At 72.4% G+C, this 24560-nt stretch carries 22 protein-coding genes; 18 read left to right on the top strand and 4 right to left on the bottom strand.

Annotated features, from left to right (window positions below; genetic code table 11):
• Positions 1–89: 89 nt before the first annotated feature.
• A complete protein-coding gene (locus RHODO2019_RS01920) occupies positions 90–1358 on the bottom strand; it encodes a geranylgeranyl reductase family protein (RefSeq protein ID WP_265383378.1) in 1269 nt (422 codons plus the stop codon).
• 277 nt (positions 1359–1635) lie between these two features.
• Here RHODO2019_RS01920 and RHODO2019_RS01925 point away from each other — a divergent pair, with 277 nt between their 5' ends.
• From RHODO2019_RS01925 to RHODO2019_RS01995, 15 genes are all read left to right on the top strand, one after another.
• The gene (locus RHODO2019_RS01925; RefSeq protein ID WP_265384896.1) at positions 1636–1998 is read left to right on the top strand and encodes an NADH-quinone oxidoreductase subunit A; all 363 of its coding nucleotides are present in this window, start codon (positions 1636–1638) and stop codon (positions 1996–1998) included.
• Positions 1999–2010: 12 nt separating this feature from the next.
• Positions 2011–2559, top strand: a complete 549-nt coding sequence (locus tag RHODO2019_RS01930; protein WP_265383379.1) for a NuoB/complex I 20 kDa subunit family protein — start codon at positions 2011–2013, stop codon at positions 2557–2559.
• Between the two features lie 105 nt (positions 2560–2664).
• On the top strand, positions 2665–3381 hold the full coding sequence (locus tag RHODO2019_RS01935; RefSeq protein ID WP_265384897.1) for an NADH-quinone oxidoreductase subunit C: 717 nt from the start codon (positions 2665–2667) through the stop codon (positions 3379–3381).
• Positions 3382–3599: 218 nt separating this feature from the next.
• Positions 3600–4850, top strand: a complete 1251-nt coding sequence (locus RHODO2019_RS01940) for an NADH-quinone oxidoreductase subunit D (protein WP_265384898.1) — start codon at positions 3600–3602, stop codon at positions 4848–4850.
• The gene (nuoE, locus tag RHODO2019_RS01945; RefSeq protein ID WP_265383380.1) at positions 4847–5614 is read left to right on the top strand and encodes an NADH-quinone oxidoreductase subunit NuoE; all 768 of its coding nucleotides are present in this window, start codon (positions 4847–4849) and stop codon (positions 5612–5614) included. The genes RHODO2019_RS01940 and nuoE overlap by 4 nt, the downstream gene beginning before the upstream one ends.
• Positions 5611–6963 (top strand): NADH-quinone oxidoreductase subunit NuoF, encoded by a 1353-nt coding sequence (gene nuoF / locus RHODO2019_RS01950; RefSeq protein WP_354005561.1) that lies wholly within the window; start codon positions 5611–5613, stop codon positions 6961–6963. Before nuoE ends, nuoF begins: the two co-directional genes overlap by 4 nt.
• A complete protein-coding gene (locus RHODO2019_RS01955) occupies positions 6960–9377 on the top strand; it encodes an NADH-quinone oxidoreductase subunit G (protein WP_265383381.1) in 2418 nt (805 codons plus the stop codon). The genes nuoF and RHODO2019_RS01955 overlap by 4 nt, the downstream gene beginning before the upstream one ends.
• Positions 9374–10753, top strand: coding sequence for an NADH-quinone oxidoreductase subunit NuoH (gene nuoH, locus RHODO2019_RS01960; RefSeq protein ID WP_265383382.1), 1380 nt, complete (start codon positions 9374–9376; stop codon positions 10751–10753). Before RHODO2019_RS01955 ends, nuoH begins: the two co-directional genes overlap by 4 nt.
• Positions 10740–11300 carry an NADH-quinone oxidoreductase subunit NuoI gene (gene nuoI / locus RHODO2019_RS01965; protein ID WP_265383383.1) on the top strand — a complete coding sequence of 187 codons (561 nt, stop codon included), beginning with the start codon at positions 10740–10742 and terminating at the stop codon, positions 11298–11300. The genes nuoH and nuoI overlap by 14 nt, the downstream gene beginning before the upstream one ends.
• A complete protein-coding gene (locus RHODO2019_RS01970; RefSeq protein WP_354005562.1) occupies positions 11297–12178 on the top strand; it encodes an NADH-quinone oxidoreductase subunit J in 882 nt (293 codons plus the stop codon). The genes nuoI and RHODO2019_RS01970 overlap by 4 nt, the downstream gene beginning before the upstream one ends.
• Positions 12175–12474 carry an NADH-quinone oxidoreductase subunit NuoK gene (gene nuoK, locus RHODO2019_RS01975; RefSeq protein ID WP_265383384.1) on the top strand — a complete coding sequence of 100 codons (300 nt, stop codon included), beginning with the start codon at positions 12175–12177 and terminating at the stop codon, positions 12472–12474. The genes RHODO2019_RS01970 and nuoK overlap by 4 nt, the downstream gene beginning before the upstream one ends.
• Positions 12475–12517: 43 nt before the next feature.
• Entirely contained in the window at positions 12518–14464 is a 1947-nt protein-coding gene (nuoL, locus tag RHODO2019_RS01980) for an NADH-quinone oxidoreductase subunit L (protein WP_265384900.1), read from the top strand.
• Positions 14461–16053, top strand: a complete 1593-nt coding sequence (locus tag RHODO2019_RS01985; RefSeq protein ID WP_265383385.1) for an NADH-quinone oxidoreductase subunit M — start codon at positions 14461–14463, stop codon at positions 16051–16053. The genes nuoL and RHODO2019_RS01985 overlap by 4 nt, the downstream gene beginning before the upstream one ends.
• Positions 16050–17627 (top strand): NADH-quinone oxidoreductase subunit NuoN, encoded by a 1578-nt coding sequence (gene nuoN / locus RHODO2019_RS01990; protein WP_265383386.1) that lies wholly within the window; start codon positions 16050–16052, stop codon positions 17625–17627. Before RHODO2019_RS01985 ends, nuoN begins: the two co-directional genes overlap by 4 nt.
• A 118-nt stretch (positions 17628–17745) precedes the next feature.
• Complete coding sequence (locus tag RHODO2019_RS01995) at positions 17746–18717, top strand: polyprenyl synthetase family protein (RefSeq protein WP_265384901.1); 972 nt, start codon at positions 17746–17748, stop codon at positions 18715–18717.
• On the opposite strand, the gene rarD is transcribed toward RHODO2019_RS01995, so the two are convergent.
• The gene (gene rarD, locus RHODO2019_RS02000; protein ID WP_265384902.1) at positions 18693–19571 is read right to left on the bottom strand and encodes an EamA family transporter RarD; all 879 of its coding nucleotides are present in this window, start codon (positions 19569–19571) and stop codon (positions 18693–18695) included. The two genes, RHODO2019_RS01995 and rarD, sit on opposite strands and share 25 nt — an antisense overlap.
• A gap of 172 nt (positions 19572–19743) precedes the next feature.
• Positions 19744–19893 carry a hypothetical protein gene (locus RHODO2019_RS02005; protein WP_265383387.1) on the bottom strand — a complete coding sequence of 50 codons (150 nt, stop codon included), beginning with the start codon at positions 19891–19893 and terminating at the stop codon, positions 19744–19746.
• A gap of 137 nt (positions 19894–20030) precedes the next feature.
• On the opposite strand from RHODO2019_RS02005, the gene RHODO2019_RS02010 reads away from it, so the two are divergent.
• Positions 20031–20273: a hypothetical protein gene (locus tag RHODO2019_RS02010; protein WP_265383388.1), complete on the top strand. Its 243-nt coding sequence runs from the start codon at positions 20031–20033 to the stop codon at positions 20271–20273.
• A complete protein-coding gene (locus tag RHODO2019_RS02015; protein ID WP_265384903.1) occupies positions 20273–21952 on the top strand; it encodes an amidohydrolase in 1680 nt (559 codons plus the stop codon). The genes RHODO2019_RS02010 and RHODO2019_RS02015 overlap by 1 nt, the downstream gene beginning before the upstream one ends.
• Before the next feature lie 90 nt (positions 21953–22042).
• Here RHODO2019_RS02015 and RHODO2019_RS02020 read toward each other — a convergent pair whose 3' ends face one another.
• Positions 22043–22738 (bottom strand): pyridoxamine 5'-phosphate oxidase family protein, encoded by a 696-nt coding sequence (locus tag RHODO2019_RS02020; RefSeq protein WP_265383389.1) that lies wholly within the window; start codon positions 22736–22738, stop codon positions 22043–22045.
• A 67-nt stretch (positions 22739–22805) separates the two neighbouring features.
• On the opposite strand from RHODO2019_RS02020, the gene pdxR reads away from it, so the two are divergent.
• The gene (gene pdxR, locus RHODO2019_RS02025) at positions 22806–24197 is read left to right on the top strand and encodes a MocR-like pyridoxine biosynthesis transcription factor PdxR (protein WP_265383390.1); all 1392 of its coding nucleotides are present in this window, start codon (positions 22806–22808) and stop codon (positions 24195–24197) included.
• The last annotated feature ends 363 nt before the right edge of the window (positions 24198–24560 follow it).

The raw sequence follows: 24560 nt of genomic DNA on the forward strand, positions 1-24560 counted from the left end.
GCCGCGCTGCGCACGGCCTGTGCGTCCAGAAGGTTCCACGTGGCCGCGGCACGTGGCCGCGGCCGCGGCGCGTGGGGGCTGGGGCCGGGTCAGCGACGCAGGTCCGCGGCCGGGAACGGCGGACGGGTGTCCAGGCGCACCGAGAGCGAGCCCGCCGCACGCCACGCCCGCGCCACCACGTCGGTGTCCTCCGGGGTCACGAGGTTGCCCATGACCCGCAGCGCGACCGTCATCAGCGCGGTGGACCGCATCCCGATGGGCCCGGCCGCCGGGAGCAGCCGCGGCAGGGTGAGCAGGCCGGCCAGGCGCCGGGCGATGGAGAACGCCTGCCCGTAGTGGCGGCGCAGCACCGCCGGCCACGCCAGCTCCAGGTCCTCGCCGGACGCGAGGAGGCCGGAGATCAGCCGTCCCGTCTCCAGCCCGTAGTCGATGCCCTCGCCGTTGAGCGGGTTCACGCACCCCGCTGCGTCGCCGACCAGCGCCCAGTTCGGCCCGGCCACACCGGACACCGCCCCGCCCATGGGCAGCAGCGCGGACTGCACCGTCCGCACGTCACCGGTGAGCTCCCACTCCGCTCGCCGGGAGTCGGTGTAGTGCTCGATCAGCCCGCGCAGCCGTACCCCGGCGGGACGCTTGTCGGTGGCCAGGGTGCCCACCCCGATGTTGACCGAGCCATCCGACAGCGGGAACACCCAGCCGTAGCCGGACAGGATCTCCCCGGACTCCCCCCGCAGCTCGAGGTGCGAGGAGATCCACTCGTCGTCGCTGCGGCCGGAGTCGACGTAGCCGCGGGCCGCGACGCCGAAGGCGGTGTCCTTGTGCCACTCCCGGCCGAGCAGCCGGCCGAGGGTGGAGCGCGCCCCGTCGGCCACGACCAGCCGGCGGCAGTGCACGGTGCGCGGGCCGTCCGCGGTGTCGAAGACCACCCCGGTCACCCGGGCCCCGTCGCGGATGACCTCGACAGCGCGCGCACCCTCCAGCGGAAGCGCCCCGGCCTGCAGCGCCACGTCCCGGATCTTCGCGTCGAGCTCCAGGCGGGGCACCGCTCCGCCCTCGGCGGGCAGGGCGCCCCCCGGCCACGGCAGCTCGAGCTCCTGGCCGAACCCGGCCGCGCGCAGCCCGCGGTTGGTGCCCTTGCCCCGCACCCAGCTGCCCAGGCCCAGGCGCTGCAGCTCGGCGATGGCCCGGGGGGTCAGCCCGTCCCCGCACGGCTTGTCCCGGGGGAAGACGGCGGCGTCGGCGAGCACCACGTCGAGGCCGGCCCAGCAGCTCCACGCCGCGGTGGCCGAGCCGGCGGGCCCGGCGCCCACCACGAGCACGTCGGTGGAGGTCGGCGGGGCAGCAGCGGAGTCGGGCACGGTTCCAGTCTCCCAGGCCGCGGGCGGGCCCGCCGAGCGCCGCGGGCGGGCCCGCCGAGCGCTGGGGTGCGGGCCCGTCGAGCGCTGGGGTGCGGGCCCGTCGAGCGCTGGGGTGCGGGCCCGCCGAGCGCCGGCGGCCGGGGCGGCCGGGGTGCGCCGCGCCGGGTCCCCGCACCAGGGTGCGGCGGCAGTCACCCCTGTGGTCCGGACCGTCGGACCGTCTGCGTAGTGTGACCCCGGTCATCTGATCGACTTCGGGGAGGAGCGGGAGCGGGTGCTGGATCCCTACATCCCCATCGTGGTGATGATCGTCCTCGCGGGGGGCTTCGCGGTCTTCTCGGTCACGGCCGCACCGTTCATCGGCCCCCGCCGCTACAACCGGGCCAAGCTCGACTCCTACGAGTGCGGCATCGAGCCTTCGCCGCAGCCCGTGGCCGGGGGAGGCCGGATGCCGGTGGCCTACTACCTCACGGCGATGCTGTTCATCCTGTTCGACATCGAGATGGTCTTCCTCTACCCCTTCGCCGTCAGCGCGGACGCCCTGGGCCTGTTCGGCCTCGTGGAGGTCGCACTGTTCATCGCCACCGTCGGGTTCGCGTACGCCTACGTCTGGCGCCGCGGCGGGCTCGACTGGAACTGAGAGGCACGCACCATGGGACTCGAGGACAAGCTCCCCAACGGCGTCCTGCTCGCCAGCGTGGAGAAGCTGGTGAACTGGTCGCGCAAGAGCTCGGTGTGGCCGGCCACCTTCGGCCTGGCCTGCTGCGCCATCGAGATGATGACCGTCGGCGGCTCGCGGTACGACCTGGCCCGCTTCGGCATGGAGCGCTTCTCCGCGACGCCGCGGCAGGCCGACCTCATGATCGTCGCCGGCCGCGTGACCAACAAGATGGCCCCGGTGCTGCGCCAGATCTACGACCAGATGCCCGAGCCCCGCTGGGTCATCGCGATGGGGGTCTGTGCGTCCACCGGCGGGATGTTCAACAACTACGCGGTGGTGCAGGGTGTGGACCACGTGGTGCCGGTGGACATCTACCTGCCCGGCTGCCCGCCCCGCCCGGAGATGCTCATCGACGCCATCCTGAAGCTGCACGCCACGATCATGGACGAGCCGCTCGGGGCCACCCGCACCGCGAACCGCCTGGCCAGCGGGGCCACCACCGAGATGGTGCCGTCCTCCATCGCGTACGCGAAGGGCTGAGCGGTGGCCCCCCAGGACCCCCCCGTGGACGCCGACGACCGGTCCACGACCGACCTGTCCACCGCCGGGCTCTCCACGACCGAGCTCGACGGGGCCGACCGCTCGGTGGCCCAGGAGCAGGACTTCCAGGCTCGGGGCGGCGTGGCGGCCGGGAGTGCGCGGCAGGGCATGTTCGGCGTCACCGGTACCGGTGACACCAGCGGCTTCGGCGGGCTGCGGCTGCCCGCGTACGCCCCCGCGGCGGCGCAGCGCCCCTTCGGCGGCTGGTTCGACGAGCTCACCGACGACCTGCTGGCCGCGCTGGACGCCCGGGGCACCGCCCGCACCGCGCTGCAGCAGGTGGTGGTCGACCGCGGCGAGATCACCTACTACCTGCAGCCGGAGACGGTGCTCGACGTCTGCCGCGCCCTGCGCGACGACGAGGCGCTGCGCTTCGAGCTCTGCAGCTCGGTCTCGGCCGTCGACCACGGGCCCGACGTCCCGCAGCGGCTGCACGTCGTCTACCACCTGACGTCGATGACCTACCGCCGCCGCGTCCGCCTCGAGGTGGCCTTGGACGTGCCGGGCGACGGCGGCATGGACCAGACGCCGCACGTGCCCAGCGTGGTCGCGGTGTACCCCACCGCGGACTGGCAGGAGCGCGAGACCTGGGACATGTTCGGGATCGTCTTCGACGGACACCCGGCGCTGACCCGGATCCTCATGCCCGACGACTGGGCCGGGCACCCGCAGCGCAAGGACTACCCGCTCGGCGGCATCCCCGTGGAGTACAAGGGCGGTGCGGAGATCCCGCCGCCGGACCAGCGGAGGGCGTACTCGTGAGCACCACCGACCACGCTGGCGGCGCGGACCACGCCGGCACCACCGACGCTCGGCTGGCCAGCGACGGCACCACCGCGGACCCCTCCGAGCAGACCCACCCCGGTGCCGCGCGGTCCGCCGCCACGCCGCCGCGCGCAGCGACCCCGCCACGGCCGGCCACCGAGCGCGCCACCACCGAGGGGCGGGTCTTCACCGTCACCGGCGGCGACTGGGACTCCCTGTCCGAGGCCATCGGTGACCCGGCCGACGACGAGCGCATCGTCATCAACATGGGACCGCAGCACCCCTCCACCCACGGCGTCCTGCGCCTGGTGCTGGAGCTGCAGGGCGAGACGGTGACCCAGGCGCGCTCGGTCATCGGCTACCTGCACACCGGCATCGAGAAGAACATGGAGTACCGCACCTGGACCCAGGGCGTGACCTTCGTGACCCGGATGGACTACCTCGGCCCGCTGTTCAACGAGACGGCCTACTGCCTCGCGGTGGAGAAGCTGCTCGGCGTCACCGCACCACCCCGGGCGCAGCTGGTCCGGGTGCTGCTCATGGAGCTCAACCGCATCTCCTCGCACCTGGTCTACATGGCCACGGGCGGCATGGAGCTGGGCAGCTCGACGGCCATGACCTACGGCTTCCGCGAGCGGGAGACCGTGCTGCACCTGCTGGAACAGCTGACCGGCCTGCGGATGAACCACGCGTTCATCCGGCCGGGCGGGGTGGCGCAGGACCTGCCGGCCAACACCGAGGCGCTGCTGGTCGCGTTCATCGCGGAGATGAAGGCGAAGCTGCCCGAGTACGACACCCTGCTCACCGGTCAGCCGATCTGGCGCAACCGGCTGGAGGGCGTGGGCTACCTGCCGCTGGACGGCTGCCTGGCCCTCGGCGTCACCGGCCCGGTGCTGCGCTCGGCCGGGCTGGCCTGGGACCTGCGCAAGGTGGAGCCGTACTGCGGCTACGAGGACTTCGAGTTCGACGTCCCCACCGCCACCGAGGCCGACTGCCTGGCCCGCTACCTGCTGAGGGTGCAGGAGATGCACGAGAGCCTCGGCATCGTCGAGCAGTGCATCGACAAGCTGCGGGCCACGGCGGGGGAGCCGGTGATGGTGGCGGACAAGAGCATCGCCTGGCCCGCCCAGCTCAGCGTGGGCAGCGACGGCCTGGGCAACTCCCTGGAGCACGTGAAGAAGATCATGGGTCAGTCCATGGAGTCGCTCATCCACCACTTCAAGCTCGTCACGGAAGGTTTCCGTGTGCCCCCCGGTCAGGTGTACAGCTCCATCGAGTCCCCGCGTGGGGAGCTCGGTGTGCACCTGGTCTCCGACGGGGGCACCCGTCCGCTGCGCGCGCACGTCCGCGAGCCAAGCTTCGTCAACCTGCAGGCCATGCCGGCGATGAGCGAGGGCGGCCTGGTGGCCGACGTCATCGCCTCCATCGCCTCCATCGACCCCGTGATGGGAGGCGTCGACCGATGACCGACACCAGCACACCGACAAGCCCGGCCCTCGATCCCACTGCCTCCGCTCCGCTGTTCGACGCGACCACGGTGGCCGATGCCGCCGCGATCGTCGCCCGCTACCCGGTGGCGCGATCAGCGCTGCTGCCCATGCTGCACCTGGTGCAGTCGGTGCAGGGTTGCGTCAGCCTGGCCGGCATCGCCTTCTGCGCGGACCAGCTCGACCTCACGACGGCAGAGGTCAGCGCGGTGGCGACGTTCTACACGATGTACAAGCGCACCCCGTGCGGGGAGCACCTCGTCAGCGTGTGCACCAACACCCTCTGCGCGGTGCTCGGTGGGGACGCGATCTACGCAGCGGTGCGGGCCGAGCTCGGCGAGCAGGACGCGCCCCTGGGCCACGAGCAGACGGCGGGGGAGCCAGGGACCCCAGGCTCCCTCACCCTGGAGCACGCCGAGTGCCTGGCCGCGTGCGACCTGGCCCCGGTGCTCCAGGTCAACTACGAGTTCTACGACAACCAGACCCCCGAGGGTGCCGTGGCGCTCGTCCGGGCGCTGCGGGCCGGGGACCGCCCCGCCCCCACCCGGGGCGCGCCGCTGACCGACTTCCGCGACGCCTCCCGACAGCTGGCCGGCTTCTTCGACCGGCCCGGCGACGTCGCAGGCCCCTCGGCCAGCCCGGAGACCCTGCGCGGCAACACGATCGCCGCCGAGCACGGCTGGAGCGCCCCGTCGATGCCCCCCGAGCACGTCATCCCGCCCGTCCCGGAGAAGAAGCCATGACCGACCCGATCACCCCCGTGCTCACCAAGCGCTGGCCGTCCCCGACGTCGTGGACGCTGGAGACCTACGAGGCGCTGGAGGGCTACTCCGCGCTGCGCACCGCGCTGACCGTGGAACCGGCCGCGCTCGTCGAGCTCGTCAAGGCATCCGGGCTTCGCGGCCGCGGCGGTGCGGGCTTCCCGACCGGGCTCAAGTGGAGCTTCATCCCGCAGGCGAAGCCCGGGGACACCTCCGGCCCGGGCCTCAAGCCGAAGTACCTGGTGGTCAACGCCGACGAGGGCGAGCCGGGGACCTGCAAGGACACCCCGCTCATGATGGCCGACCCGCACTCGCTGATCGAGGGCTGCATCATCACCGCGTACGCCATCCGGGCGAGCTTCTGCGCGATCTACGTGCGCGGGGAGATCCTGCACTGCATCCGCCGGCTGAACCAGGCGGTCGCGGAGGCGAGGGCCGCCGGCTACCTCGGCACGAACATCCTCGGCTCGGGCTTCGACCTCGAGATCGTCGTGCACGCCGGGGCCGGGGCCTACATCTGCGGCGAGGAGACCGCGCTGCTGGACTCGCTGGAGGGACGCCGCGGCCAGCCCCGCCTGAAGCCCCCGTTCCCCGCGGTGAGCGGGCTCTACGCCAGCCCCACGGTGGTGAACAACGTCGAGACCATCGCGAGCATCCCCTTCATCGTGAACGGGGGCAGCGACTGGTTCCGCACGATGGGCCGGGAGAAGTCCCCGGGCCCCAAGATCTTCAGCCTCTCCGGCCACGTGAAGCGACCCGGGCAGTACGAGGTGCCGATGGGGACCACCCTGCGCCAGCTCCTGGAGCTCGCCGGCGGCATGAAGGACGGTGTGCCGCTGAAGTTCTGGACGCCGGGCGGCAGCTCGACCCCGATGTTCACCACGGCGCACCTCGACGTGCCGCTGGACTTCGAGGGGGCCGTCGAGGCGGGTTCCATCCTCGGCACCACGGCCGTGCAGGTGTTCAACGAGACCGTGAGCGTGCCCTGGGCCGTGATGAAGTGGAGCGAGTTCTACAAGCACGAGAGCTGCGGCAAGTGCACCCCGTGCCGGGAGGGCACCTACTGGCTGACCCAGCTCCTGCAGCGCCTGGTCGGTGGGAACGGGCGTCCGGAGGACATCGAGACCATGCTCGACGTGTGCGACAACGTCTTCGGTCGCAGCTTCTGCGCCCTGGCCGACGGCGCCGTGAGCCCCATCGTCAGCGGCATCCAGTACTTCCGCCAGGAGTTCCTGGACCTGTGCGCCGCACCGGCTGAGCTCGCACCGGCCGAGCCCGCACTGGCCGGGGCAGCGCCCGCCACCTCCGCACTGGCCGGAGCAGCACGGTGACGGCCGTCGCGGAGACCCCGGCGGACAGCACCCCGGTGCCCGAGGGGCACGTGCGCCTCGTCATCGACGGCACCACGGTGGACGCCCCGAAGGGCGAGCTGATCATCCGCACCTGCGAGCGGATCGGCATCATCATCCCGCGCTTCTGCGACCACCCTCTGCTCGACCCGGCCGGTGCCTGCCGCCAGTGCCTGGTGGAGGTGGAGATGGGCGGTCGGCCGATGCCCAAGCCGCAGGCCAGCTGCACCATCACCGTCGCCGACGGCATGGTCGTCAAGACCCAGCACTCCTCGCCGGTGGCCGCCAAGGCGCAGGCGGGGATGATGGAGCTGCTGCTCATCAACCACCCGCTGGACTGCCCGGTCTGCGACAAGGGCGGCGAGTGCCCGCTGCAGAACCAGTCGATGACCTCGGGCCGTGCGGACAGCCGCTTCACCGAGGCCAAGCGGGCCTTCCCCAAGCCGCTGCCCATCTCCACCCAGGTGCTGCTGGACCGCGAGCGCTGCGTGCTGTGCCAGCGCTGCACCCGCTTCTCCTCCCAGATCGCCGGTGACGAGTTCATCGAGCTGCTGGAGCGGGGCTCGAACCAGCAGGTGGGGGTGGCCGCCGACCAGCCCTTCCAGAGCTACTTCTCCGGCAACACCATCCAGATCTGTCCGGTGGGGGCGCTGACCAGCGCCGCGTACCGATTCCGGTCGCGACCCTTCGACCTCATGTCCACCCCCGGGGTGTGCGAGCACTGCGCCTCCGGCTGTGCCCAGCGCACGGACTGGCGCCGCGGCACGGTGCAGCGCCGCCTCGCCGCGCCCGACCCCGAGGTGAACGAGGAGTGGAGCTGCGACAAGGGCCGCTTCGCCTTCGGCTACCTCACCGACGACGCCCGCATCACCCGTCCGCAGGTGCGCGGGGCCGACGGGGCGCTGCACGAGGCCAGCTGGACCGACGCCCTCCGGGCCGCGGCCGACGGGCTGCTCGCCGCGCGGGGGGCCGGGGTCGGTGTGCTGCCGGGAGGCCGGCTCACCCTCGAGGACGCCTACGCGTGGTCCGCCTTCGCCCGGGTCGCGCTGCACACCAACGACATCGACGCCCGGGCGCGGGTGCACTCGGCCGAGGAGCTCGAGTTCCTCGCCGCCCACGTCGTCGGCACGTCCCCGGAGACCGGCGGCGTCACGTACGCCGAGCTGGAGACCGCGCCCACGGTGGTCTGCGTCGGGTTCGAGCCGGAGGAGGAGTCGCCGATCGTCTTCCTGCGGCTGCGCAAGGCCGCGCGCGCCGGCACCAGGGTGCTCCACGTCGCCGCCTGGGCCAGCCCTGCGGTGGTGAAGACCGGTGGACACCTGGTTCCCGCCGTCCCCGGGGCCGAGGTCGCCGCGCTGTCGGTGCTCGACCTGCCCGCGGGCACCGTCGTCCTCGTGGGGGAGCGCGCTGCCGCGGTGCCCGGACTGCTCTCGGCGGTGTCCGCGCTGGGGGCTCGGGTCGCGTGGATCCCGCGGCGGGCGGGTGAGCGCGGGGCCGTCGAGGCCGGCGCCCTGCCGACCCTGCTGCCCGGGGGCCGCGCCGTCGCCGACGCCGGGGCGCGCACCGCGCTCGAGGCCGCCTGGCGGCTGGAGCCCGGCACGCTGCCCGGCACCCCCGGTCGCAGCACCGACGAGATCCTCGCCGCAGCGCTCTCGGGCGAGCTCGGCGGGCTCGTGGTGGGCGGGGTGGAGCTGGACGACCTGCCGGACCCCGGCCTCGCCCGGCGGGCGGTGGCTGCGGCTGGGTTCGTGGTCAGCCTGGAGCTGCGGCGCTCGGAGGTCACCGCGCTGGCCGACGTCGTGCTCCCCGTCGCGCCGGACGCCAACCGCGACGGCAGCTACCTCGACTGGGAGGGCCGACCGCGGCCTTTCCGCACCACCCTCGACGGGTCCGGGGCGCTGCCCGACTGCCGGGTCCTGGACACCCTGGCCGTGGAGATGGACACGGACCTGTTCACCCAGACCCCCGCCGCAGCCGGTGGCGAGCTGCGTCGGCTCGGGGTGGCGGTCACCGCCACGGCCGCACCGACCACCACCGCCGCGACGGTGCGCACGCCCGGCTCCGGGCAGGCCGTCCTGGCCACCTGGCGGCTGTTGCTCGACGACGGTGCCCTGCAGTCCGGCGAGCCCGCGCTGGCGGGCACCCGCCGGGCCGCAGTGGCGCGCACCTCCGCGAGGACCGCGGCCCGGCTCGGGCTCGTCGACGGCGAGCTGCTGGCGGTGGCCAGCGAGCACGGCGGCACCACGCTGCCGCTGGAGGTCGCCGACGTGGTCGACGACGTCGTCTGGGTGCCCACCGGGTCCGCCACCACCGGGGTCCTGGGCGTGGGGCACGGCAGCCTCGTCACCGTGACCGGTGGGCGCAGGTCCAGCACCGTCACGGGAGGCTCTCGATGACCACCACCGGCACCACCTCGGTCCTCGCCCAGCGCACCGGCGACGGCACCGGGCCGGGCGCGGCCCTGCTCGCGGACGACCCCCTGTGGCTGATCCTGCTCAAGGTCGTCGGCATCTTCGTGTTCCTGCTCGTCATGACGCTGCTGCTGATCTGGTGGGAGCGCCGCCTCATCGGTCGCATGCAGAACCGCTACGGCCCCAACCGCACCGGGAAGTTCGGCCTGCTGCAGTCGCTGGCCGACGGCCTGAAGCTCGCGTTCAAGGAGGACATCCGGCCCGTCCTCGCGGACAAGTGGGTCTACTTCCTGGCACCGGTCATCGCGACGATCCCGGCGTTCGTCGCGTTCTCGGTCATCCCGCTCGGCGGGCAGGTCTCGATCTTCGGCGAGCAGACGCTGCTGCAGGTCACCGACCTGCCGGTGGGGGTGCTCGTGGTGCTCGCCGCCTCCTCGATCGGGGTCTACGGCATCGTCCTGGCCGGCTGGTCCTCCGGCTCGCCGTACCCGTTGCTCGGGGCGCTGCGCTCGGCCGCCCAGGTCATCTCCTACGAGATCGCCATGGGACTGTCCATCGTCGCGGTGGTGCTCTACACCGGCTCGTTGTCCACCACGGCCATCGTCGACGCGCAGTCCGGGCGGTGGTTCGTCGTCATCCTGCTCGGCAGCTTCGTGGTCTACGTCGTGGCCATGGTGGGGGAGACCAACCGTGCGCCCTTCGACCTCGCGGAGGCCGAGAGCGAGCTCGTGGGTGGCTTCCACACGGAGTACTCCTCGCTCAAGTTCGCGCTGTTCTTCCTCTCCGAGTACATCAACATGGTCACCGTCTCCGGACTGGCCACGACGATGTTCCTCGGCGGCTGGCGCGCGCCGTTCCCCATCAGCGCGATCGGCGGCGGGTACTTCAACACCGGCTGGTGGCCGCTGCTGTGGTTCGTCGTGAAGACGCTGGGCTTCCTGTTCTTTTTCATCTGGCTGCGCGGTGCCCTGCCCCGCTTCCGCTACGACCAGTTCATGAAGCTGGGCTGGAAGGTGCTCGTGCCCTTCAGCCTGGTGTGGATCCTGGCCGTGTCCGCGGTGCGAGCCCTGCAGCGCAGCAACGGCGTCTCCGCGCAGGACGTCCTGATCATCGGGGGCGTGGTGCTCGTGATCCTGCTGGCCGTGGCGTTCCTGGTGCCGGACCGCTCGGTGGCCGAGGACACCGACGAGGTGCAGCTCGCGGGGAGCTTCCCGGTCCCGCCGCTCGACCTCGTGGTGCCGCCCCGCCCTGCGCGTGCCACCACCCCACCCCCCGCGGTCGAGGGCCGCGGTGGGCGCCCGAAGGAAGTGCGCGCCGGCGCCACCACCCTGACCAGGAAGGACCGTCATGGGTCTGCTTGACCCGGTGAAGGGCTTCGGCCTCACCTTCGCGACCATGTTCACCAAGGCCGCCACCGAGCAGTACCCCGAGGAGGTGAAGGTGGCGGCCCCCCGCTTCCACGGACGCCACCAGCTCAACCGGCACCCGGACGGCCTGGAGAAGTGCGTGGGCTGCGAGCTGTGCGCCTGGGCGTGCCCGGCGGACGCGATCTTCGTCGAGGGCGGGGACAACACGGAGGAGGCCCGGTACTCCCCGGGCGAGCGGTACGGCAAGGACTACCAGATCAACTACCTGCGCTGCATCGGCTGCGGGCTCTGCGTGGAGGCCTGCCCGACGCGCTCGCTCACCATGACCGGTGTGTACGAGGTGGCCGACAACAACCGGCAGTCGCTGATCTACACCAAGGAGGACCTGCTCGCCCCGCTGCTGGCGGGCATGGAGCAGCCGCCGCACCCGCTGCGCCTGGGCGACAGCTCGGACGACTACTACGTGCGCGGTCCCGAGCTGGCCCGGGAGCCCGCCGAGGGTGAGCCCACGGTGCGCGGACCCGGGACGGGTGTCGCGTGAGCACCGCCCTGGTGCTCGCGCAGTCGGTCTCCGCGAGCCTGGCCCGGGCGGGCACCGACAGCGGTCCCGTCAGCACCGGCGAGGAGGTCACCTTCTGGATCCTCGGGCCGGTCGCGCTGGCCGGGGCCCTGGCCCTGGTGCTCGCGCGCAACGCGGTGCACTCGGCGCTGTTCCTCGTGGTGACCATGCTCAGCCTCGGCGTGCTCTACATGGTCCAGCAGGCCCCGTTCCTCGGGTTCGTGCAGATCATCGTCTACACCGGCGCGATCATGATGCTGTTCCTGTTCGTGCTGATGCTGGTGGGCCGGGACTCCTCGGACTCCGTGGTGGAGGTGCTGCGCGGGCAGCGACTGGCCGGCACGGTGCTGGGCCTGGGCTTCGCGGGGCTCGTGGTGGGCGCGCTCGCCCGTGCGCTCACCGACGTGCCGCCGGCCGGGCTCGCCCCGGTCAACGACACCGGCGGCGGCAACGTCGCCCAGATCGGTGCGCTGCTGTTCACCCAGTACCTGTTCTCGTTCGAGCTGACCTCGGCCCTGCTCATCGTGGCCGCGCTCGGCGCGATGGTGCTGGCGTTCACCGGCTCCGACGGCGCGGGCAAGGCCACCCAGCGCGAGCGGGTCGTCGCCCGCCTGCAGGGCGAGCGCATCTCGCCGCTGCCCGGCCCGGGCGTGTTCGCCACGGCCAGCTCGGTGGCCACCCCCGCCCTGCTGCCCGACGGGTCCGTGGCCCCGGACTCGCTGTCGGTGCTGCTGGACTCCGTCACCGCCGACCGGCTCTCCGGCGACCTCGCCCCCGTCCGCGGCGGTGAGGACCGGTCGAGCGCCCGCTCCCTGGCCCCGGCCGAGTCGATCGCGGCCCCCGGGGAGGACGGCGCGTGACCCCCACCTACTACCTGCTGCTGTCGGCGCTGCTGTTCTCGATCGGGGCCGTGGGGGTCCTGGTGCGGCGCAACGCCGTCGTCGTGTTCATGTGCGTCGAGCTCATGCTCAACGCCGTCAACCTGACGCTCGTCACCTTCGCGCGGATCAACGGTGACCTGCAGGGCCAGCTCATGGCCTTCTTCGTCATGGTCGTGGCGGCGGCCGAGGTGGTCGTCGGCCTGGCCATCATCATGGCGATCTTCCGCACCCGCCGGTCGGCCTCGGTCGACGACGCAAACCTGCTGAAGTACTGAGGACAAGGGGATGGACGTGCTTGCGCTGGCCGGGGGACCGACGATGGCGGTGACCGCGAGCGGCGGGCTGGTGGGATCGGCGTGGCTGCTGGTCGCGCTGCCCGCCCTCGGCACCGCCGTGCTCCTGCTGGGGGGCCGGCGCACCGACCGCTGGGGCCACTGGCTGGGCACCGCGACGGTGGCGGCTGCCTTCGTCTACGGGCTGCTGCTGTTCTCCGACGTCCGCTCCCTGGCGCCGGAGGAACGGGTCCGCGACGTCCGGATGTTCTCGTGGATGGACGTCGCCAGCTTCCGCCTCGACCTCGGCATGCGGATCGACCCGCTGTCGCTGACCTTCGTCCTGCTGATCACCGGGGTCGGCCTGCTCATCCACGTGTACTCGGTGGGCTACATGAGCCACGACGGCGCACGCCGGAAGTTCTTCGCCTACCTCAACCTCTTCGTCGCGGCCATGCTCGTGCTCGTCCTGGGCGACGGCTTCGCGAGCCTCTACCTGGGCTGGGAGGGCGTGGGGCTGGCCTCGTACCTGCTCATCGGGTTCTGGCAGGACAGGCCGGCGGCGGCCACCGCGGCCAAGAAGGCCTTCCTGATGAACCGGGTGGGTGACGTCGGGCTGCTGCTGGCGACCTTCCTGCTGTGGACCAAGCTCGGCACCATCAGCTACGCCGGGGTGTTCGCCGGAATCGGGGACCTCGCGGCCACCGAGCCAGGCACGGTCACCGCCATCACCCTGCTGCTCCTTCTCGGCGCGGCCGGGAAGTCCGGCCAGTTCCCGCTGCAGGCCTGGCTGCCGGACGCGATGGAGGGCCCCACCCCGGTCTCGGCGCTGATCCACGCCGCCACCATGGTCACCGCCGGGGTGTACCTCATCGCCCGCAGCAACCCCATCTACGAGCTCAGCCCCGACGGACGGCTCGTCGTGGTCGTCATCGGGTCGATCACCCTGCTCCTGGGCAGCGTGATCGGCTGCGCCTACGACGACATCAAGAAGGTGCTGGCCTACTCCACGGTGAGCCAGATCGGCTACATGGTGCTCGCCGCCGGGCTCGGACCCGCGGGCTACGCCCTGGCCATCGCGCACCTGCTGGCGCACGGGTTCTTCAAGGCCGGGCTGTTCCTCGGGGCCGGGTCGGTGATGCACGGCATGGCCGACGAGACCGACATGCGGCGCTTCGGGGGGCTGTGGCGGCTCATGCCCGTCACGTTCGCGACCTTCGGGCTCGGCTACCTGGCCATCATCGGGTTCCCGTTCCTGTCCGGCTACTTCACCAAGGACGCCATCATCGAGGCCGCCTTCTCCCAGGACGGCTGGCGCGGCTGGGTCTTCGGCGGCGCAGCGCTGCTCGCGGCCGGGCTCACCGCCTTCTACATGACCCGGCTGATGGCCATGACCTTCTTCGGTCCGCGCCGCTGGGAGGACCTGCGCACCGCCGACGGGCAGGCCTACCACCCGCACGAGAGCCCCGTGAGCATGACCGCACCCATGGTCGTGCTGGCCGTGGGCTCGGTGGCGGCAGGCTTCCTGCTGACCCACGGCGAGCGCCTCGCCGGGTGGCTGAGCCCCTCGCTGGGGGAGCTGGTGGAGACCCACGCGCTCTCCCCGGTGCCGATCGGCGTGGTGGCGGCCGCGACCCTGGTGGTCTCGGCGCTCGGAGTGGTCGCGGCCTGGCTGCTGGTGGGTCGTCGAGAGGTCCCGGTCGAGCGCCCGCAGCGGGTCTCGGTCCTGGTGGGAGCCGCGCGGGCCGACCTCTACGCGAACGCCGTGAACGAGACGCTCATCGCCCGGCCCGGCACCTGGCTGGCGCGGGCGCTGGTGTTCGTGGACAACCGCGGGGTGGACGGTCTCGTGACCGGCTCCGCCGCCGCGCTGGGAGGCAGCTCGTCGAGGCTGCGCCGGCTGCAGACGGGCTTCGTCCGCAGCTACGCCCTGGGGATGCTGGGAGGGACCGTCGTCGTGGTGGCCGCACTGCTGCTGGTGGGTACCGCGTGAGCGCGCTGCTGCTCGTCCTGCTCCTCCTCCCGCTGGCCGGGGCCCTGGTGGCCGCCGGGGTGGGCCGGGGAGCGGGGGAGACCGCGGCCAAGGGGGTCGCGGTCGGGATCTCGATCCTCGAGCTCGTGGGCGTGGCCGTGCTCTGGGCGCAGTACTCCACGGCCGACGCGGTCAACGGCGTGCGGCTGCAGGGCACCCTCTCGGTGGACTGGATCCCGACCTTCGGGGCGCACTTCGCCCTCGGCGTGGACGGCATCGCACTGGTCATGGTCGCGCTCGTGGGGCTGCTCGTACCCATCGTGCTCGGCTACAGCTGGGCTCCTGGGACCACCGAGGGCGAGCTCCCGGCCGGCCGCAGCAGCGCGGGGTTCTTCGCGCTGGTGCTCGTGCTCGAGTCGGCGATGGTCGGGGTGTTCCTGGCCACCGACGTGTTCCTGTTCTACGTCTTCTTCGAGGTCATGCTCGTCCCGATGTACTTCCTCATCGGACGCTTCGGCGGTCCGCGCCGCCAGTACGCGGCCATCAAGTTCTTCCTCTACTCGCTGCTCGGCGGGCTGGTGATGCTCGCCGCCGTCATCGGGCTCTACGTGTCCGGGTCGAAGGCCCGCGGCGCGCTGGGCGGCACCTTCGACTGGCGCGAGCTGGTGGCCGTCGCGCCGCAGATCCCGCACAGCACGCAGGTCTGGCTGTTCCTCGGGTTCTTCCTGGCCTTCGCGATCAAGGCCCCCCTGGTCCCGCTGCACACGTGGCTGCCCGACTCCGGGGCCGAGGCGCCGATCGGGGCCGGTGTGCTGCTCGTGGGCGTGCTGGACAAGGTGGGCACCTATGGGTTCCTGCGCTACTGCCTGCCGCTGTTCCCCGACGCGAGCCGGACCCTTGCCCCGCTGGTGCTCGTCATGGCCGTCGTGGGCGTGCTGTACGGCGCACTGCTCGCCGTGGGCCAGACGGACATGAAGCGCTTCGTGGCGTACACGTCCATCGCGCACTTCGGCTTCATCGCGCTGGGGGTGTTCGCCTTCACCACCCAGTCCGGCACCGGGGCGGTGCTCTACATGGTCAACCACGGCATCGCCACGGCCCTGCTGCTCCTCGTGGTGGGCATGATCATCAAGCGCGGCGGCTCGCGGCGCTTCCGCGACTACCGGGGCATGGCGCGCTCCACACCGGTGCTGGCCGGGCTGTTCCTGCTGGCCGGGCTCAGCGCCCTCGCCCTGCCCGGGACCAACTCCTTCGTCTCGGAGTTCCTGGTCCTGCTGGGCAGCTACCCGACCCAGCCGGTGTACGCGATCCTCGCCACCAGCGGGATCGTGCTGGCCGCGCTGTACGTGCTCTGGATGTACCAGCGGGTCATGCAGGGTCCGGAGGGTGGGGATGCCGTCGTCGCCGCGAAGGCGCAGGGGCGCCTGGTCGACGTGACCCGCCTCGAGGTGGCGGTGCTCGCCCCGCTGGTCGCGCTCACCCTGCTGCTCGGCTTCTACCCGAAGCCCGTGCTGGACGTCATCACGCCCTCGGTGACCGCCACGCTCACCGAGCTCGGGGCACCGGCCAGCGACCCCGTCCCCGCCACCGCCGAGGAAGGCACCCGATGAACGTCCTCGCCCAGGGCTCGGTCCTCGCCCAGGACACCCTGCCGGCCCCCGCCGTGGCCTACGGGGCGCTGAGCCCGCTGCTCGTGCTGCTCGGCGCCGCCTGCGTGGGTGTCCTGGTGGAGGCGTTCGTGCCCCGCGCGTCGCGGTGGGCCACCCAGGTCGCCGTGACGCTGGGCGCGCTGCTCGTGGCCGGCGCCGCGCTCGGGCTGTACGCGACGTCCGCATCCAGGGTGGACCTGTCCACCCTGTCCGGGGCCGTCGCGGTGGACCAGCCCACGCTGTTCCTGTGGGGCACCCTGCTGCTGCTGGGGGCCGGTTCGGTGCTGATGGTCGCGGACCGCTCCGTCGAGCCGGGCGGCGCCTTCGTGGCCGACGTCCAGGCGCCGCCGGTGGGCACCGTGCTCACCCGTGAGCAGGCCAGCGCGACCTCGACCCACACCGAGGTCTTCCCGCTGGTGCTGTTCTCCCTGGCCGGGATGATGGCCTTCGTCGCAGCCGGTGACCTGCTCACCATGTTCGTGGCCCTCGAGGTGCTCTCCCTGCCGCTGTACCTGCTGTGCGGCCTCGCCCGGCGCCGGCGCCTGCTCTCGCAGGAGTCGGCGGTCAAGTACTTCCTGCTCGGGGCCTTCGCATCGGCCTTCTTCCTCTACGGACTGGCCCTGCTGTACGGCTACGCCGGCACGGTCTCGCTCGCCGGCATCGCCACCGCCACCGGCGGCTCGGACCGCTCGGACACGCTGCTGTTCGCCGGGCTGGCGCTGCTGCTGGTCGGGCTGCTGTTCAAGGCCTCCGTCGGCCCGTTCCACACGTGGACCCCGGACGTCTACCAGGGCGCCCCCACGCCCATCACCGCCTTCATGGCCACCTGCACCAAGGTCGCCGCGTTCGGCGCGATCCTGCGGGTGCTCACGGTCGCCTTCGACGGGGTGCGCTGGGACTGGCGGCCCGTGCTCATCACCGTGGCCATCCTGAGCATGGTCATCGGGACCGTGCTCGGGCTGACCCAGACGGACATGAAGCGGATGATCGCCTACTCGTCGGTGGCCCACGCCGGCTTCATCCTCGTCGGCACCATCGCGCTGACCCCGGCGGGGCTGAGCGGCACGCTGTTCTACCTGCTGGCCTACGGGTTCACCACGCTCGCCGCCCTCGGGGTGATCAGCCTGGTCCGGGACGGCACCGGCGAGGCGGGCCACCTCTCCCAGTGGGCCGGGCTCGGTCGCCGCTCACCGGTCGTGGCCGGGGTGTTCACGCTGTGCATGCTGTCGCTGGCCGGCATCCCGCTCACCAGCGGGTTCATCAGCAAGTTCGCGGTGTTCTCCGCCGCGTACGCCGACGGGATGGTCCCGCTGGTCGTGGTGGCGGTGGTGTTCAGCGCCGTGGCGGCCTTCTTCTACCTGCGGGTGGTGGTGGTGATGTTCTTCAACGAGCCCCACCCGGACGGGCCGACGGTGACGGTCCCGGGGGTGTTCACTACCGTGGCCATCAGCATCGGTACCCTCTCGACCGTCCTGCTGGGCGTCGTGCCGGGTCCGGTGCTCGACTTCGCCACCGTCAGCACCTTCTCGTCCTGAGCAGGTGCTCGTCCGCCAGAGGGGCCTGATCGACGTGAGCAGCACCGGAACGGTCCCCGAGCTCGGCGGACCCGCCCCCGAGAACCCCGCGCCCGGCACCACCGTGGCCGGGGTGGACATGGGGGACACGGCTCTGGCCACCGCCGTGCAGCAGGGCCTGGACCGGGTCGAGGCCCTGCTGCAGGCCGAGCTCGGCTCCGGGGAGCCGTTCGTGTCCGAGATCGCCCTGCACCTGGTCAACGCCGGCGGGAAGCGCTACCGCCCGCTGGTGACCCTGCTCTGTGCGCAGCTGGGTCCGGACCCGAGCTCGGCGGACGCCGTCAAGGCCGCCGCGGTCACCGAGCTCATCCACCTGGCCACGCTTTACCACGACGACGTGATGGACGAGGCGACCATGCGCCGGGGTGCGGTGAGCGCCAACGCCCGCTGGGACAACAGCGCGGCGATCCTCACCGGGGACTTCCTGTTCGCGCACGCCTCGCGACTGGTCTCCGAGCTCGGTCCGGAGGCGGTGCGGATCATCGCCGAGACCTTCGCCGAGCTGGTGACCGGTCAGATGCGCGAGACGGTCGGGGCCGGTGAGGGCGTGGACCCGGTGCAGCACTACCTCACGGTGGTGGCGGAGAAGACCGGTTCGCTCATCGCCACGGCCGGCCGGTACGGCGGCATGTTCTCCGGTGCTGACGACGCCCAGGTGCAGAGCCTGCGCCGCCTCGGGGACGCGGTGGGCACCGCCTTCCAGATCGCCGACGACATCATCGACATCTCCTCGGCCTCCGACGAGTCCGGCAAGACCCCTGGCACCGACCTGCGCGAGGGGGTGCACACCTTGCCCGTGCTGTTCGCCCTGGCCGAGCCCGGACCCGACGCCGACCGGCTCCGGGTGCTGCTCGCCGGCCCGGTGACCGACGAGGACGAGCTGGCCGAGGCACTGACGCTGCTGCGCCGCTCCCCGGGCATGGAGCGCGCACAGGAGACCCTGGACCGCTACACCGCTGCGGCGCACGCCGAGCTCGCCACCCTCCCGGACCTGCCGGCCCGGGCCGCGCTGCAGCGCCTGGTGGACTACACGGTGGCGCGCACGGCCTGAGCGGTCCGCCGTCCGGCCCGGGCCCCGCGCACCGCGTCGGTGGTCAGCACCACCAGGGCCAGCCACACCAGGGCGAAGCCGAACCACCGGGGGGCGGGGACCTCCTCGTGCACCACGGCCACGCCCCACAGGAGCTGCAGGATCGGGGTCAGGTACTGCAGCAGGCCCAGGGTGGCCAGCGGCACCCTCTTGGCGGACCCGCCGAACAGCAGCAGGGGCACGGCCGTGATGGGCCCCGTGGCGAGCAGGAGCAGCAGGTGCCCGGTACCCCCGCTGGTGGCCGTGGCGGTGCCGGCCAGCTGCAGCCACACCAACCAGCCGAGTGCGAGCGGGACGATGACGAGGCCCTCGGCGGTCAGGCTCGCGCGCGGGTCCAGGGGGATGGTCTTCTTGATCAACCCGTAGAGCCCGAAGCTCGCGGCCAGCACCAGCGAGAGCCACGGCGGGCGTCCGTAGTCGATCGTGAGGACCAGCACGGCCACGGCGGCCACGCCGAGGGCCACCACCTGCGCCCGGCGCAGCTTCTCGTGCAGCACGACCACCGCCAGCAGCACGCTCACCAGCGGGTTGATGAAGTAGCCGAGCGCGGCCTCCACGACGTGCCCGGAGTTGACCGCGTAGATGTACACGCCCCAGTTGACGGCGATGAGTCCGGACGCGGCGGTGACCATGAGCCAGGTGCGCCGGGGCAGCCCGCGCAGCGTGCGCAGCCGACCGCTGACCATCAGCACGCCCAGCATGAGCACCAGGGTCCACACGATGCGGTGGGCCAGGATCTCGGTGGCGCCGGCCGGGGCGAGCAGGGGGAAGAACGCCGGGAACAGCCCCCACACCCCGTACGCACCGAGCCCCATCAGCAGCCCCGTGGTGGCGGTCGAACGGGCATCGGGGCGTGGCGTGCTCACGGTGGGCGAGAGTAGTCCCGGACCCCGCAGCACCCCACCGGAGGAGGATCCGCGGTGCACACCAACGGCGCCCGCGGACCCATCTCCTCGCGTCCTGCTGCTGGTGGTGGGCCAGCTCGGCTCAACCGACGTTGACCCGGTCGTCAAACCGGATGAGGATCGACGACAGCTTGGGGACGGTGGTCAGCACGTCCGCGACGAGCAGGATGGAGCCCGAGCATGAACGGAAGCAGTGACGCTCCCGCAGCTCAGCGCGGATCAGGTCGAGCACGGCAGCGCCACCCTCTTCATGTCCGAGGCAGGGAATCGCTCGACCTCGCGAAAGATCGATCGATGAGGTCGACAAGATCCCGTAGCCCTGCGGCGCACCGGCGAACGGATGCCAGTGGGAAGGAGCTTGGACGCGACGTGCGCAACTCGAGGCGCCAGCTCGGGCTCGGGCACGACGTCCAGGACAACGTCGGGACCACCGCAGGACCCGCTCGCGAGGCCTCCTCCACGGGGGCCGGGCCGGGGGTGTTCCCCGTGGCCGCCACGTGCTGCGCCGTGCCGGCTGCCGTGGAGCGGCAGGCGGTGGCGGAACCACTCGGCGTGGTCGAGGCGCATCCTGGGATCCGCGAGACGTGCCTCGCGCCGGAGGTGGACGGGTGATGGTCGACGCACTGAGGCCCGACCTGCTGCTCACCGACGCCGCCTTCCTCACCGTGGACCCGCGGCGGCCGCGGGCCGACTGGATCGCGGTGCACCAGGGGAAGATCGTGGCGCTCGGCGACGGTGATGACCGGCCGCCGGCCCGCCGCACGGTGCGCCTCGGGGGTGCCACGGTCGTGCCGGGGTTTCACGACGCCCACAACCACACGGTGATGTACGGCAAGTCGCTGACGGGCATCGAGCTGCGCTACCCGGAGGTGCGCACCCTCGACGACCTGTACGACGCCGTCGGGGCGGCCGCCCGGCAGACGCCCGAGGGATCGTGGATCTTCGGCGACAACTACGACCAGAACAAGCTCGGTGGCCACCCCAGCCTCGAGGCGCTGGACCGGGTCGCCCCGGACCACCTCGTGCGCCTGGGCCACAACTCCCGGCACATGTGTTTCGTCAACTCACGCGTGATCGACGAGCTCCGGCTGCACGACGTGCCGGACCCCACCGGCGGGCGGGTCGACCGGCTGCCGAGCGGTCGCCCGTCCGGCCTGCTCCAGGAGTCGGCGATGGAGCTCCTGCGGCCCCTCACCTGGCCGACACCGGTCGACACGATGGTCGACTACATCGCCGCGGCTCACGAGCAGTACGTCCGTGAGGGGTTGACCGCCGTGCAGGAGGCGGGGATCGGCGGCGGTCTGGCCGGTGCCTCGCCGATCGAGGCAGTTGCCTACCAGGAGGCTCGCCGCCGCGGCCTGCTACGGGTGCGCACGACGCTCATGCCCGCCTATGCCGGTGCGCAGTCCCTGCCCGGCGCGACGGGCGACGACGCCTACGGCTTCGGTCTCGGACTTCTCACCGGGTTCGGTGACGCGTGGCTTCGGCTCGGGCCGCTCAAGGTCTTCAGCGATGGCTCGCTCATCGGCCGCTCCGCGGCCATGAACGACGGTTTCGCCGACGACCCCTGCAACCACGGGCTGCTCGCGCTCGCCGAGGGGGAGCTGGATCGGATCATCATGGACGCCCACCGCGGCGGGTGGCAGATCGCCACGCACGCCATCGGCGACCGAGCCGTCGACCAGGTGGTGCAGGCGTATGCAGCGGCGCTGGCGGCGGTGCCACGCGCCGACCACCGACACCGCATCGAGCACGCCGGCATCGCCAGCGACGCGGCGGTGGCCCGGATGGCCATCCTGGGCCTCATCCCCAACCCGCAAGGCCGGTTCATCGGCGAGCTGGGCGATGGCATGATCACCGCGCTCGGGCCGGGGCGGGTGCCGCAGTGCTACCGAGGCCGCTCGCTGCTCGACGCCGGCATCGAGCTGCCGGGCAGCAGCGACCGTCCGGTCGTCGATGGTGCCCCGCTGTACGGCATCCACGACATGGTCAACCGTCGCACCGACAGTGGACAGGAGTTCGCCCCGCACGAGGCGCTCACCCCTGAGCAGGCGCTTCGGGCCTACACCTACGGTTCCGCGCACGCGGCCTTCCTCGAGGGGCAGCTGGGCAGCCTGGAGCCGGGGAAGCTCGCCGACCTCACCGTCCTCTCCGACGACCTCACCACCGTGGCACCGGAGCGGATCCGCGACATCGAGGTGCTCGCCACGGTCATCGAGGGCCACGCGGCGTTCGACGCCACCGGCCGCTGGGACGTGGACCCCGCCGACGCCGCGGGGCGAGAGGCTTGACGTGCCCCTGACACCTCAGGAGCGAGACCGCCTGCTCGTCGCTCAGGCCCCGGGTCCCACCCGCCATGGTCGGCACTGCGCGGTCAGGGTCTAGGAGCGCGACGTCGTCGGCCGCCGGCCGGCGCGGCGCCGCACGTCAGGTGGTACTTCCGCGTGCGAGTCGCCGGCCGTGACGGGACTTCCGATGGTTCGGGTCAGCGGCAGGAGCCCGGCCCACGTGCCCGCGGCCACGTCGTCGTCGTCGTCGTGGGGGTCACCGGTGCGCTGCTTCAGGCTGGCTTCCAGCAGGGGAACCGCCAGCAGGGCGGTGGCCGCGAGCTCGCGGCGAGTGTGCGGGCGCAACGTGGCCGCGCGGCCGGGCACGAGGTGGTCCACCACGAGGTCGAGCACGCGGGTGACCTCCACCGGGTCGCTCACCCGCCTGGCTGTGCCGATGACCACCGCGGACCGGTAGTTCATCGAGTGGTGGAACCCCGAGCGCGCGAGCACCAGGGCGTCGACCTCGGTCACGGTCACGCAGACGGCCGCGCCGGCCGCCCGCTGCAACCACCCGGCGGCAACCGAGCCGTGCACGTAGAGGCTCCCCGCCGAGTCGGGTCCGTCGGGGTCGACCGCCAGTGCCACCGGTAGCACGACCGGGTGGTCGTCGACGATCACCCCGAGGTGGGCGACGACGGCGCCGGCGAGCAGGGCGTGCAGCTCGGTCCGGTCCTCCCGGGCCCGTTCGCGGCTTCGGCCGATGGTGGTCCGTGCGGTCGGTGACAAGGGTGGGCGAGCGGTGGTCATGCAGCTAGCCTGACGGCACCACCGGTCTGTCGACCAGGCCAGTTCGGGGCACGTCGAGCAGACCACTGTGAAGGGCTTCCCCATGACGACGGTGGTGCTGCCGGTCGTGCTGGACCGGGCTGATCCCGCTCCGCTTCCCCACCAGCTGGCTCGGTGCATCCGGGACCTCGTCGCCCACGGCACGCTGCGTCGTGGCGAGCGGTTGCCCAGCAGCAGGACGCTCGCGACGGACCTGGGGGTGTCCCGGGTGGTCACCACGCAGGCGTACGAGCAGCTGGTCGCCGAGGGCTGGCTGGCCGCACGACCGGGGTCGGGGACCTACGTCGCCTCGGACGGGACGAACCTCCTGGACCCACCCGTCCGGCCCGCCACGGCACGCACCGGCAGCTCGCTGACCCGTCTCGACACGGGCACGCCGTGGATCGACCCCCGGTGGTCCGCGGGGTGGCGACGGGCGTGGCGCGAGGTTGCCGCCGCTCGACCACCTCGCGGGTACGACGACCCGCGGGGACTGCCCGAGCTGCGTGAAGCGCTGGCCGAGCACCTGGCCCGCAGCCGCGGGCTGGTCGTGCACCCCGACGAGGTGCTGACCACGGCCGGCGCGACCGACGGGTGGCGTCAGCTGCTGGGTGTGCTCGACCCCGGGCCGGTGGCGATCGAGGACCCCGGCTACCGTGCCGCCGTCGTCACGGCCGTCGCTGTGGGCCGATCGGTGGTGGACCTGCCGGCGGGCACGACGCCACCACGGCTCGACGGCATCATCGCCACCTACGTCACCCCCGCGCACCAGCACCCGACCGGGGTGACGATGGGGGCACCTGAACGCGTCGCGCTGCTGGCGGCAGCCCGAGGCGCACGCTGCCTCGTCGTCGAGGACGACTACGACTCCGAGCTCCGCTACGACGTCGCACCGATCCCGGCCCTGGCCGCGCTGGACCACAACCAGGTGGCCTACCTCGGAACCGCGTCCAAGGCGGTGTCCCCGAGCCTACGGCTGGGGTGGGTCGTGGCGCCGGCCCCCCTGACCGAGCGCCTCGTGGCGCAGCGCGCCGTCACCCATGACACCCCGGCGTGGGCCGTGCAGCGCGCGTTCGTCTCGCTGCTGCGCGACGGGTACCTCGACCGCGTGATCCGCAGCGCCCGCACGGTCTACGCCGAACGCCTCGCCCGTGTCGACGCGGCACTGTCGCCCTTCGCGGTGCGCGCCGGACCGCTCGCGGGCATGTACTCGACGTGGCTGGTGCCCGCCGCCGCCGCAACCCGCGCCCGCGACGACGCACGGAGAGCAGGGTTCGACGTTGCCCTGCTCTCGGACTACTGCCGGTCAGCAGCCCGGTCCGGGCTCGTCGTCGGCGTCGGTGGCTGTTCCGACGCCCAGCTGGACACCGCACTCCAGGCCATGGTCAACGGGTTGGGTGAGGACAACCCCGGCGGGCACCGGGCACCGAGCTGGAGGTGACGACGGTGGTGCACCGAGGGCACGCCCCTGCAGGGCGACGGCGATAGGTGACATCGGAGCTGTCGCGCCCGCGCGACAGCGGACTCTCGCACCCGCTACCTGAGCCGGGGAGCTCGGGGGTGCCGGCGAGCTCTGCGCGTGCGGTGACGCAACAACGCGACTGCGATGACGCTCAACCCGAGGAGGACGACGACGCCCGTGACGGCGATGGTCGTGGTGGATGATGCCGCGCCCGTGTCGGGGGCTGCCGCTGCAGTGGACGGTGAGGAGGGCACCGCAGGTGCCGAGGGGGTGGGTGCAGCAGTCGGCGCAAGGGGCGGCAGGACATGCGTCGAGGTGCACGCGTTGTCCTCGTAGGGCGAC

The organism is Rhodococcus antarcticus (assembly GCF_026153295.1).
GTDB lineage: Bacteria > Actinomycetota > Actinomycetes > Mycobacteriales > Mycobacteriaceae > Rhodococcus_D > Rhodococcus_D antarcticus.

Excerpts from the sequence above, each read along its gene's own strand:
- RHODO2019_RS01930 (WP_265383379.1), top strand. The coding sequence starts at position 2,011 with ATGGGACTCGAGGACAAGCTCCCCAACGGCGTCCTGCTCGCCAGCGTG.
- nuoN (WP_265383386.1), top strand. The coding sequence starts at position 16,050 with ATGAACGTCCTCGCCCAGGGCTCGGTCCTCGCCCAGGACACCCTGCCG.
- nuoE (WP_265383380.1), top strand. The coding sequence starts at position 4,847 with ATGACCGACACCAGCACACCGACAAGCCCGGCCCTCGATCCCACTGCC.
- RHODO2019_RS02015 (WP_265384903.1), top strand. The coding sequence starts at position 20,273 with ATGGTCGACGCACTGAGGCCCGACCTGCTGCTCACCGACGCCGCCTTC.
- nuoI (WP_265383383.1), top strand. The coding sequence starts at position 10,740 with ATGGGTCTGCTTGACCCGGTGAAGGGCTTCGGCCTCACCTTCGCGACC.
- nuoF (WP_354005561.1), top strand. The coding sequence starts at position 5,611 with ATGACCGACCCGATCACCCCCGTGCTCACCAAGCGCTGGCCGTCCCCG.
- nuoH (WP_265383382.1), top strand. The coding sequence starts at position 9,374 with ATGACCACCACCGGCACCACCTCGGTCCTCGCCCAGCGCACCGGCGAC.
- nuoL (WP_265384900.1), top strand. The coding sequence starts at position 12,518 with ATGGCGGTGACCGCGAGCGGCGGGCTGGTGGGATCGGCGTGGCTGCTG.
- rarD (WP_265384902.1), bottom strand. The coding sequence starts at position 19,571 with ATGGGGCTCGGTGCGTACGGGGTGTGGGGGCTGTTCCCGGCGTTCTTC.
- RHODO2019_RS01995 (WP_265384901.1), top strand. The coding sequence starts at position 17,746 with ATGGGGGACACGGCTCTGGCCACCGCCGTGCAGCAGGGCCTGGACCGG.
- RHODO2019_RS02020 (WP_265383389.1), bottom strand. The coding sequence starts at position 22,738 with ATGACCACCGCTCGCCCACCCTTGTCACCGACCGCACGGACCACCATC.